Origin of the sequence: Pantoea stewartii subsp. stewartii (assembly GCF_008801695.1) — a bacterium.
Taxonomy (GTDB): Bacteria; Pseudomonadota; Gammaproteobacteria; order Enterobacterales; family Enterobacteriaceae; genus Pantoea; species Pantoea stewartii.
The window spans coordinates 22,267-33,120 of the sequence record NZ_VZPF01000060.1 but is presented as its reverse complement, the minus strand read 5'-3'; the positions used below and the strand labels follow the sequence as shown (position 1 = coordinate 33,120).

The following is a 10,854-nucleotide window of genomic DNA, read 5'->3' as shown; positions in this document are numbered from 1 at the left end:
AATGGAGGCGAAGCGCCTCAAGGAGCCATGTCCGGTGTTTCACGCGATAGTGTCCATTAAAAAATGATGGACACTATTTTCCCGGAACCGGAGCCCGCTGCACAGACGGTTTAAATGTGACGCTTACTTTTGCACTAACGGGAGCGGGCGTTTAAATGGTGTTTAAATCATGTTTTAATAAATCTGAAAAATTAGATTTTTATAAAATTCTTATTTTATTGCTTTTGTTGGGTTTTTGTTTCGCAAGATGGATATAAAAGAGTTAAATATTTAGCACAAAAAGACAAATCCCAATGGTTTATTTTCCCTTCCGGTTTTTTCCTCCTGAAAGTTGCCGTAATTATTTAAAACCCGTTTAAATCGCGCCATATGCGTTTAAATGTTTTGTGTAATACCTGACCATTAATGAGGGGCGAAATACAGCCAGAAGGCTTCAGGGGCGCTAATGGGGGATAACATCCATCACACCTTCCTGATTGGAGTCACATTGTATCCCTCGCCCTGCTCCAGAGCCACCAGCAGCCCGGCCCATAATTCCAGCGCGGCACGGCGTTCATCAAAGTACTGGTGGCGGTTATAAATCCCCTCCACGCCCTTGATGCGATGATTAAGACAGCGTTCACCTACTACAGGGTCAACGCCCAATGCAGCTAGATGGGTACGGGCCGTTCGCCGGAAGTCATGGACGGTAAAAGTTGGAACGTCTGGCATTTCACGGCGCACTTTTGCCAATGCCACGGGCAGGGTGCTTTCCTGAATGTGGGGAATCATGCGGTGCTGCATCTTGCGGGCTGGCAAAACCCAACTGCTACCGCCCGAAATGCTGTGCAGCTCTCGCAGCCATTCCACTGCTGGTGGTGGTAATGGAATATCAATAGCGTCGCCATTTTTGGCGCGTTCTGCTGGCAGTCGCCAGACAGCTTCATCTAAATCAAATTCGGCCCACGGTGCGCCGCACAGTTCCATCTTGCGGCAACACAGGCAAAGTATCAGCTTCATGGTGAGTTCATTCTCACGACTGAATCCCTTAGCCATACGCATAGCCTGAAAGAACTGGATAAGTTCATCGCGCGTCAACCAGCGTTCACGGCTACTCTCCTGACCGCCAGCATCTGACAATTCAAATGCACCAGCCGGGTTTACCTCCAGCGCATGGCGTTTAATGGCGTAATCAAAAATACGCTTCGTCCAGCGCAGAACATCGTTAGCCACAGTTGGAGCGCCACGCTTCACAATGCTTTGCAGCATTGCATCAATATGGCGGGGCTTCACATCTTCAACTTTCAGGCTGCCTATGTGTGGGTTTATGTCCTTGTCTATACGGCGGCGCAGAATGTCCGGGTGTTTCCAGCGGGGAAGTATCTGGCGGGTGAAATACTCTGCGGCCAGTTCGGACACGCGCAGGGCGTTTTTATCATCTTCAATTTTTGCCAGCGCTTCGGCTTTCCTCTTCTGCTTCTCTCCGGCCACGTCATGCCCCAGCGCCACGCGGGCCGCCAGCTCCCGGACTGCTGCGCGAGCCTTGCTTAATGACAGGTCAGAGTAAGAGCCAATCAGCATGGTGCGCTGTTTGCCCGCCATCCGGTAACGGAACCGTCAGAAAGGGGCGCTGTATTTGGCTGGATAACACAAATAAAGTCCGCCGCCATCCGCGCGGCCCTCAAAGTGCTCCTGAGCTTTAATCCATGCCCGTATCTGCATGTCGGTTAGCTTTGCCATATGCCCGCCTGAACGTTGAATGGGTGCGTGTACATACCCGTGTGTCTTTAAATCACCGTAAGTACACGCTTATGTACACGTCTAATGCTGGATTCTCTCGGAGTATATAGGAGCGCATAGGAGTTAAAAAGCCCCTAACTACGGTGCTTGATTGTTAATGTGTGGAGTGTGTCGGAGTGCATGGCAGGTTATTCCACATTCTGAATCTTAATCATTAAATAACCATAACACTTTGATTTTTATGTAAAAAAATTTAAATTGATAGTGGTGGTACAATTATTGGTACGCTTATTTTTGCTGGTAAACTCGACCTAAAAAACGATTTTTCTTCGTAAGTGATATTCTTTTATATTCGTTTATATCAAGTTTGAGCTTCTTCTTATCTAGTTTGCTAAGTTTATCACTATTCAAAGTTAGTATATACTGACAATCCTTGAGGCATGAGGATTTTTCTGCCAGAAAATTTAGGCTTTTTATAAGAGTATCATTATCTACATCGAAAATATTATCATGTATTAATAATCCTGGGTGATTTCTGAAAGTCTTTTCTGTTAGCAGTAGGCTGATATCATAGAAAAAAACTTTTTCTCTCTCGTTACTATGGCTACCGTCGTCGTCGATCCTTAAGGTAAAATCTACTATGCTCTTCTTGTCATTTGCACTTATTTCAAATGAACATTTTTTGTTTCCAAATACATAGTCATGCATTAAGAGTATTGTTTCTTGGAAATCACTTATTGTGGTTTTGTTTCTATTAATATCCAAGTCTATTTCCACAACTAGTGCTGACTTCTCACTTTTTTTATGCTTAATTATATCATCTTCTTCTTTGTATTTTTTCAACATTGTTGAAAGCATTGACTGTTCTTCAATTTTTCTCTGGTGTGTTAAAATAAGCTGTTTCAGGTTAATTAGCGAACCAGTAGCATCAAATGCTTTCATCTTTTCTGCATAAAGTGATGTGGCGGATTTTAGTTTTACATCTATATCATTTATTTCTTCACTAATGACAATTTTTCTTTCGTTAAGTATTTTACTTTGGAAGTTATCGATGCTTTTTTTAAAGGAAATAACTTCAGATAGCTCTTTACTTAAAATATCACCTAGACCATTTTTAAACTTATTATATAGATCAACAACTTCAGAGTCATTTATGAAGTTATCACCGCTTAATAAAGCTATTTTATTTAACTCGCTTTTTAGTATGTACTTCTTGTTTCTTAAAGATTGTATGGATAACTCAAGGTTTGATACCTCTTCTCTAATAAAATCATAAGATAAATGGTTATCTAAGGATTCCATCTCAGAATTAATTATTTCTACTTGTGAGTTTATTTCATTAAGCTCTGCTTTAGCCTTAGATATAGTTACTCCACTAAGCAGCTCGATATCATTTTTAAGCTTGCTTTTTATTTTTACTGACTTGTCTATTTCATTTATTAATCTTTTTATTTCTTTATAAGGGCTTATCTTTAATCCAAATAAATAAAGGTGTGGCGATAAATTTGCGGCTGCTTTTATATTGGTATCAAAACAATTAACAATAGACTTAAATTCCGAACCTTCATCTCGAATTAGTGGCCCCATCATTGATCTAAATGATGGTACTTCACCAGTAATATCATGTGTAAATAATTTAGTCGTTAAAAATTCAATAGCATCCTGGATGCTATCAAAATTCTTTTCAATATTTAGAAATCTTATTTTTGGTTCATTGTGGTTTTTAATGTTTCTTTCAATCGTATAATTGGTTCCATCAATCTCTATGTCAAGACAAATAGTCGTTTCAGAAGAGTAGCTGGATGATGGTATCTTAGATATGCGGCTAAAATTATACTCTTTGAATAAGCAGAAGTTAATAAACTCTATAAGTAAGGTTTTGCCGACGCCGTTAGTTTTATCAGATGTTGGGTTTGGCTCGCCAATAATCAGGTTTATACCGGAAAAAAATCGCACTGGGGTAAATGTTTCTGGTTTTGTATATAATTTATTTATTTTCATCATTTTTTATTACCAAGTACGGTTCATCAAACTCAATAAGATCTAAACTGTATAAAAAAATGATAGCATAATAAACTGCTCTCACTCCAATTTTTTTGTCTTTTTTTAGAGTTTGTATAACTTCGAAAATACTGACTCTCCTGCTTTTCTTTTTTTCAAAAATATTGAGGATCTTGGCACCAAGCACTGGCGCAGACTTATCGAGATCTTCATTTTTAGAAAAAAGATTTAATCTCATGCTTTTTCCTTATTCGGAAATACTGTACATCGCAAAAGGTTATCAACCAAGAAGAACTCAATAGCCGATTCATCATATTCGTTATCGATAAGAGAAACTTTGTTGCAATAAAAATTTTTCAATTTTTCAAGAGCTATTATAGGATTGTTATTTGCTTCAATTAAAAAATTATCACTCTGATTTTCTAGATAGATTTCCATTTTTTTTTGCTTTGTAAGGCCTACGTCACTTTCGCTTCTTATACATTGTAGTATATCTCCATACATGGGAGCGAGCCGTGTGTACTTATTAATTATGATACTTGAATGATCAAAGAATCTTTTATATATTTTATTTTCAGGATCAGGTTTTTCAGCAAATCCATTTCCAGCGCTAGGGTGCTCATCGTCACTTAAAATCTGTATCATATGCATAAGAGTTTTAACTTCTTTAGGGGTGTTTTCTACCTCTTTTAAATTAAGTTCTCTTTCAAGAAAGCATTTTACTTCATATTGCTTTTCAGTTGGTAGATTTTGTATGTGCCGCAAAACATCTCTGTAATCAATAACCCCTTCCTTAATGTTGAAGTTATATATTCCTTCCTTTCCATAATCTTTAGTGTTGTAGTCTTTTTTCTTGGTTAATATTAAAACTTTTAAAGTGTCATATTTTTCATGCAATTTTTCATTGATGAATTTATCTACAGTATTTTTTATTTTATCAATAGTGTTTGTACAAGTTACTTGAAAGCATAGTTTTTTATTTTCGTCCGCGAGATCTATAGATGTACTATTTTTAGTGATGCTATTGAGATTATTTAACTCGTATCCATATATCAAGTTGAAAAATTCTTTATAAAAATTCTCAGAATGGATGTTTATATCGTTAAGATTTATTGATGCGCGAGCCTCTACACACTTAGATAAATATGCTAAGCCGGAAGTTATGACTGATAGGTAATCCATACTTTTTATCATCAGGTTTTCCTACATCCTAAATTTTATAATAATCATTAGATTCTCTTATTTATAAAAACACTTTGCAATCAGTTTACTTCACAAACAGTGAGAAATGTTTCTAACAATAATCCTCTAGAGCACCATTTGAGTTATGGATGATCGCAGGCCTCATTTCTCGTCAGTTATCAGGGCTGCGCGCACTCGTAGCCCCGCCACGCCTGCGCACTTCATGTAGCGGTTTTCATGCACCTGCATGAGTGGCTCCGGGCCGCGCCGCTGCTGGCCTTTGCTGCCGCTTTTGGATGCCTGAGACTCATGCGTTTTCATGCAGCATAGACATGCACCCGCACAGCAGACGTAAAAAAGCCCGGCAGGTGCCGGGCTGAGGGGGGTTATTTCTGGCCGGGGAACCGTTTACGCTTACGCCGGTCAGATCCGGCACCCCTGAAGGGGTAGGGACCGGCAAGGCTGATGACATCATCACGGAACATCAGCGGCAGCTCTGCATTCGTCCAGCGCAGCATCAGATTAATGATAAAGCCACGGTACAGCGTGTCTGCATCATTCGCCCCCTCCAGCACACCCGGCGCATGGGGTGAGCCATCCCGTTCAAACTGGCGGTACTTCATTTTCAGCAGGCTGGTCAGCTCCACACCATGCAAGATAAAGAATTCATCAATGAGCGCATCAATACGCTCGTCCATGATGCGCTCATGACAGGTGATGTAAGCGTGAGCCTTTTGCCCGGTCACGTCCGCCAGCCCCGGCAGCTGCTTTTCCCTCTGGGTAATCAGCCCGGCCAGCTCGGTCGCCGTTTCCTGCTGCTCAAGATACGCCGCGCGCAGCGCCTTCATCTCCGGCGTGACGGTGCCGCCGTTCTGCTCCAGCAGTTCACGAAAGCGCGTCCGGTTGTCCTGGCCTGCCTGCTCCGTCTGTGCCTGGCTCTGGCGCAGCGCCTCAACGCTCTCCCTGGCGGCGGCTTCGGCCTTTTTGGCCTCCAGCCATTCCATCATTTTCTTCTGGAGTTGCTGAATGCGGGGCTGCCAGCCAGCCGGAAGGCTTTTCGCCAGCGCGGCGCTCTGTTCTGCTAACTCAGCTTCGGGCAGCTTCATGAGCCAGCCTGCATCCTTAAGCGGCTTCTGACTCCGTGCCACAAGCTGGCCCACGTACTGGCCGGTTGCCTTAATCTCTTCGTCGGTCATCTGCTTCTGTGTCATGTCTTTTCCTCTCTGTCAGGGCTGTGCGTGGCGGTCTTTACGGGTGCAGGCGGAGCCGTAGCGGCCCAGCGTCTGCGGCTGGCGCACCGGCGCATCACTTTCCGGCTCCGGCTCTGCCGCCACGGGCCTGTTGGGCTTCATGATGATTTTCTCGACGCTCTCCAGCGCGGTGAACGTGCAGGAGCAGTCAAGGTTCTGGCACTGATACCAGGTGCGCTTGACGGACGGTGCCTCGTAGGCGCTGGTGCGGGTGTGGGCCACCTGACCGCATTCGGGACATTTCAGGGCCATCAGCGGCTTTCCTTCTGTTTTAACTCCAGGCGGATTCTGGCCTTGTGACGGGCGGCCGGTGACAGGGTGCGGCCCGCGTCAGCCCTGGCGGTGGCGTCGGGAGACACGCCGCACAGGCGGAACACCGGGTCGCTGTCGGGCATGGCCTCACCGGAAACGGCCGGTTCAGTGATGTGACGCCTGATGAAGTTTTTCAGCACGCTCTCGGGGTCGTTCACGGAGTCCACCACGCCGGTGACCAGCGCGGCCTGACGGCCCAGCGTGATGTGCAGGAGGCTCAGCGTCTGAATCAGCGGCTGGCCGTGGTCGCGCATGAAGTCCTGCCAGAGCTGCATGGCGCGCAGCTCCACCAGGCTGTTGTGGGCGCTGATGTACTCCTGCGCCCGGTCGGCGGTCTCGAACGGCAGGCGGGCCGTTTCTTCGGCGTGGGAGGCCAGCAGCGCGTCGAACTCCTCCAGCGTCTCGCGGTTCAGCGCGATTTCGGTGCGCAGCGCGCGCATTTCCGGCGTCATGGCTCCGCTGCTGTCGCGGAACAGGGCGCGCCACTCGTCGTTCTGCGCGTTTGCGGTGGCTTCGGTTTCCGCACGGCGCTGGCGGATGGTTTCGGCATTTTCAGCGGCGGCGGCCTGCACGCGGCGGGCCTCAAGCCATGCCGCCTTAGCGGTGCTGACCTTATCAAGCGCGGCCTGCGTGGCGGCGGGAAGGGATAAAGCGGTGTCGGTCATGTCGGCTTCCTGTGTGGTCGTTTTCAGTAAGTCAATTGTGCCGGGGCTGGCACAGGTGAGCCATGTGCGGGCCGTGTGCCGTGCCTGACACAACGCCTGCCAGAAAAGGGCGGCTGGCTGACTTACCTTCTGTTTGCGGTGTAACACGGGTAACAGGTGTTACAGCGATGAATTAAAAGCATTTTTTCTTATTCTTCCGGTGTAACACGACGGGTAACACGGTGTAACAGCGCAGGCGGGTGCGTTACACCTGTTACACCTCATCCAAAAAAGAGGTGTAACAGGCTCACGCCTTACTGCATGCGGCTGTTACACCCGTTACACCTGTTACCCTTTAAAAATAAGACTCACGCAAAGGCATCTTCATCAGCCCGGCACCTCGCTGTTGAAGACGTACAGCCTGCGTACGTTCATCTCTGGCGGGCGGATACTGGTCTGCAGCTTGCCGTCGGCGGAGGCCATCAGGTAGCCCCGGTCGGCGCACAGCCGCGCCACCTTGCGCGGGTCAAACCCCCTGCAGATTTCCTTCCACCCGGACGGCATAACGTAAAACGTCGTGGCCGCCTCGGTGCCCTGCGCGGTGTTGCCTTTTTCCACTCTGCGCCAGCCCACCATGTTGCCGGGGCGGTTGCGCTCGTCGTGCCAGTCGGCAAACCGGCTGTACTGGTTGGCCGTGAAGAAGCTGCGCACCTGCTCCAGCGCCGCGATGTCCTCCTGGTTGGCCGTGTGGCCGCGGTCTTTCAGCCAGGCATTCAGGCACACGCGGGTTGCGCGCAGCGCTTCCCCCTCCTGCCAGCCGGTAATGCCGAGCCGGGTTGCCAGCTCGCCCGCCATCGCCACCAGGGCAAAGCGGTTGACCGCGCGGCCCACCTGATTGCCCGCATCCTGCGGCGTCAGGGCGGCGGTGTACTCCTTCATCAGCGCCTTGGCCTGCGCCGTCAGCCCGCTGAGGTCGGCGGTCAGCGCCCTGAGCCACTCGCGGAACGGCGCGCCGTAGTAGCTGGACGTCGCCCACTCCAGGTGTTCGGCCAGCGCCTTTCCGCTGTCGAAGCCGTGCAGTTCCTCGAACACGCCAAACTTCCCGGAGTCGCTGGGTATCTGGATCATCCTCACCTCCATCCCGGCAAACGTGCGCTCACCCGCCTTTGCGGCGTGCTCGGTCAGCGACAGCTCGCCGGTGGAGAAAAACAGCAGCCGCCACTGTTTCCGGGTGCGCAGCTCTCCGTCCGTTCCGGCGCGGCCTTTGCCCTGGCCGTTTGCCAGCATGTAGGCGATGTTGCCCGCCTCGCGGCCGTCCACCTCGCGGATTTCGTCGAGCATCATGGCGGCGTCGTTGCGGCGGCTGGCGCAGCCCTCCAGCGCGTTGCCGGTGGCGCGCCACGTCTGCCAGTAGTCCGGCCCGCCGCACACTGAGGTGGCCGCCTTCATGGTGGTGGTCTTGCCGTCCGTGGATTCACCCTTGAGGTGATAGCCGCCGCCGTCCATCCCGACCAGCCGCAGCAGCGGGGCGGCAAAGGCCAGGCTGACCGCAAACGCCACGCGCGAATTGCCGGTGCAGAAGCGCGCAACGTGCTCGCGCCACTCCTCCACGGTGCCGGACACGCGGAAGTCGCGGCCCTGCACGGAAGTGGTCTGGAGAATGACGCCGTCCGCGCCGTCGCCGCTCACCTCGTCCTGGAGAACGTAAACCTGCCCGTGCCAGCCGGTGCGGCTCACGCAGGTCACGCGGCGCTCCGGCTTGCACAGCGAGATGTACTCCATCAGGCGCGCGCGGGCCTCGCCGGTGGTGCTGATGTACGACAGACCGTTCACCAGCAGCACGCGGCGCAGCTCCTCACCGCTGCCGCTCAGCATCTCCATCGGCATCGCCCAGCGCCTGCGCTCGCCCCAGGTGTCCTCCCACTCCAGCAGGCGGCCGAAGTTGCCGCCGTCGGCGTCGCAGGTGATGGCCGTGACGCGCAGCGGGTTGCAGATTTTCACGTTCTGGATTTCGGTTTCGCCGTTGCGCTGCACCTGCTTTTCGTACCAGAGATACTCCTGCGTCAGCCGGAACCCGTGCGGCAGCTGCGTGCGGCCCTCACCGCACAGCACCAGACCGTTACGGAAGGCTTCACGGGCGCGGGTCACGCCGTGCTCACGGTGAAAGTCGTTCCAGTCGGCCTTTATTTCGCCCGGCGGCAGGCTCACCCAGCCGCTGACCGCTCTGGCCGCCTTTTCCGCGAACGCCTTACCGGGGTTTTCGCCGCCGTCCTGAAAGTCGTTGTCACCGGCGACGACGATTTTCACCTCCGGCCATCGCGCCCGCAGCGCCTGCGCCACGTTCGGCAGGTTGCCCGCCGAGATGGCCGCCACCACGCATCCGGCGGTCAGCTGGCTCACCGTCAGCGCCGTGGCGTAGCCCTCCGTGATGACCGCCTGCACCGGCGGCTCTGACGGCAGCGGGCTGAGCGCCACGAATGCGGCCTTCATGACGCTGCCCGGCAGCAGGCTTTTCTCCCCCGTGGGGGCAATCAGCTGCGCGCCGGTCACCGTGCCGTCCACTGTGGTCAGCGGCAGCAGCAGGGAACCCGCCGGGAAGGCCGTGCCGCTGATGCGCTGTGCGCTGCCGGTGAGGCAGGCCGGATAACCGGCAAAGCCTTTGCCTGCAAGATAGGCGTTTTCACCGCTGCGGCCGGCCTTCACCAGCGCGTCAACGACCGGCGCCATGTCGCGTTTCGGGGCTTTTTCTCTGGCAGGCTTAACCGGCACGCTCTGCACCTCGCGCAAATCCAGCACCTCCGCCACCGCCTGCGCGGCCGCCTTAACGCCTTTGTCTTTGACCAGCTTCACCAGGTCAAGCCCGTCACCCCGGCCACACTGGCTGCAAATCCACGTTCCGCGCCCCTCAAGGTCATCCATACGGAAGCGGTCTTTACCACCGCATTCAGGGCAGGGGCCGTGCCTGCCGCCGTCCGGCACGCTGATGCCCAGCTGCTGAAAAATCACCGGCCAGCGGCCGCGCGCCGCCGTCGTGATGTGTGATACTGACTGTACTGTCATAACGCCCCCTTAATGCCGGTACAGCGACGCGCCGGTGTCGCAGAAGGATTCAAACGCCGCCGGAAGCGTGGCGTACAGCCCGGCCATCACCTCACACCCGCGCGGCGTCAGCACGGGCGGGGCGGTCAGGAGCGTCGGCTCCACCATGTCGGTGAGCAGCGCCAGCGCCGCCGCCGTGCCCTGTGCTTCGCCGTACTCGTTCACCATCGTGCCCTCCAGATGCAGGGCGATGGCCATCTCGATGCGCTCCACCGTCATGCGGTGCGGGCCGCGCATTTCGCTGCCGGTGTCGGCCAGATGCTTTGCCCGCCAGGCGGAGGCAATGGCGCGGCGGTAAAGGGCGGTCGTCAGCTCCGCCGGAAAAACGGAAACCTGTGGCTTTTTCATGCGTGAGCCTCCCCGATGAGTGCGCAGCAGCGGGTGACGTCGGTCAGGTCGGCGCGCAGGTACTCCATCACCGCCGCCATGCCGGGCACGGTATGGCCCGCCACCGAACCCGTATCGCCGGGATGCTCTGACAGCAGCAGCTGGAGCAGGTCGCAGGCGTGCATTGCACGGTTGAGTTTTTCGAAGGCGTCGGCAGGAAGGCCGTATTCAAAGGCGCTGAAAACGCCGGATTCAGGCAAGGGGATGCCCTGAGCACCGTTGTGCCCGTTTGAAATATTCATGGTTTACTCCGTTAAAGC

At 52.2% G+C, this 10,854-nt stretch carries 9 protein-coding genes and 1 pseudogene; all 10 read right to left on the bottom strand.

Annotation, left to right across the window (positions count from 1 at the left end):
- Nucleotides 1-462: 462 nt before the first annotated feature.
- The 10 genes and pseudogenes from F7Q90_RS17430 to F7Q90_RS17385 all read right to left on the bottom strand — a co-directional run bounded on the left by F7Q90_RS17430 (nt 463) and on the right by F7Q90_RS17385 (nt 10,836).
- Nucleotides 463-1,719: pseudogene (locus F7Q90_RS17430) on the bottom strand (tyrosine-type recombinase/integrase).
- A 288-nt stretch (nt 1,720-2,007) separates the two neighbouring features.
- Nucleotides 2,008-3,723, bottom strand: a complete 1,716-nt coding sequence (locus F7Q90_RS17425) for a DUF2326 domain-containing protein (RefSeq protein ID WP_006121228.1) — start codon at nt 3,721-3,723, stop codon at nt 2,008-2,010.
- On the bottom strand, nt 3,707-3,958 hold the full coding sequence (locus tag F7Q90_RS17420; RefSeq protein ID WP_044242785.1) for an ABC-three component system middle component 6: 252 nt from the start codon (nt 3,956-3,958) through the stop codon (nt 3,707-3,709). The genes F7Q90_RS17425 and F7Q90_RS17420 overlap by 17 nt, the downstream gene beginning before the upstream one ends.
- Entirely contained in the window at nt 3,955-4,914 is a 960-nt protein-coding gene (locus F7Q90_RS17415) for an SMEK domain-containing protein (protein WP_006121229.1), read from the bottom strand. Before F7Q90_RS17415 ends, F7Q90_RS17420 begins: the two co-directional genes overlap by 4 nt.
- A 374-nt stretch (nt 4,915-5,288) precedes the next feature.
- Nucleotides 5,289-6,113 (bottom strand): hypothetical protein, encoded by an 825-nt coding sequence (locus F7Q90_RS17410; protein WP_006121231.1) that lies wholly within the window; start codon nt 6,111-6,113, stop codon nt 5,289-5,291.
- Nucleotides 6,114-6,128: 15 nt separating this feature from the next.
- Nucleotides 6,129-6,404, bottom strand: a complete 276-nt coding sequence (locus tag F7Q90_RS17405; protein WP_006121232.1) for an ogr/Delta-like zinc finger family protein — start codon at nt 6,402-6,404, stop codon at nt 6,129-6,131.
- Nucleotides 6,404-7,129 (bottom strand): phage polarity suppression protein, encoded by a 726-nt coding sequence (locus F7Q90_RS17400; protein WP_006121233.1) that lies wholly within the window; start codon nt 7,127-7,129, stop codon nt 6,404-6,406. Before F7Q90_RS17400 ends, F7Q90_RS17405 begins: the two co-directional genes overlap by 1 nt.
- Before the next feature lie 366 nt (nt 7,130-7,495).
- Nucleotides 7,496-10,168, bottom strand: a complete 2,673-nt coding sequence (locus F7Q90_RS17395; RefSeq protein WP_006121234.1) for a TOPRIM and DUF927 domain-containing protein — start codon at nt 10,166-10,168, stop codon at nt 7,496-7,498.
- Between the two features lie 9 nt (nt 10,169-10,177).
- Nucleotides 10,178-10,555 carry a DUF5375 family protein gene (locus F7Q90_RS17390; RefSeq protein ID WP_006121235.1) on the bottom strand — a complete coding sequence of 126 codons (378 nt, stop codon included), beginning with the start codon at nt 10,553-10,555 and terminating at the stop codon, nt 10,178-10,180.
- Nucleotides 10,552-10,836 carry a hypothetical protein gene (locus tag F7Q90_RS17385; protein WP_151161040.1) on the bottom strand — a complete coding sequence of 95 codons (285 nt, stop codon included), beginning with the start codon at nt 10,834-10,836 and terminating at the stop codon, nt 10,552-10,554. Before F7Q90_RS17385 ends, F7Q90_RS17390 begins: the two co-directional genes overlap by 4 nt.
- Between the last annotated feature and the right edge of the window lie 18 nt (nt 10,837-10,854).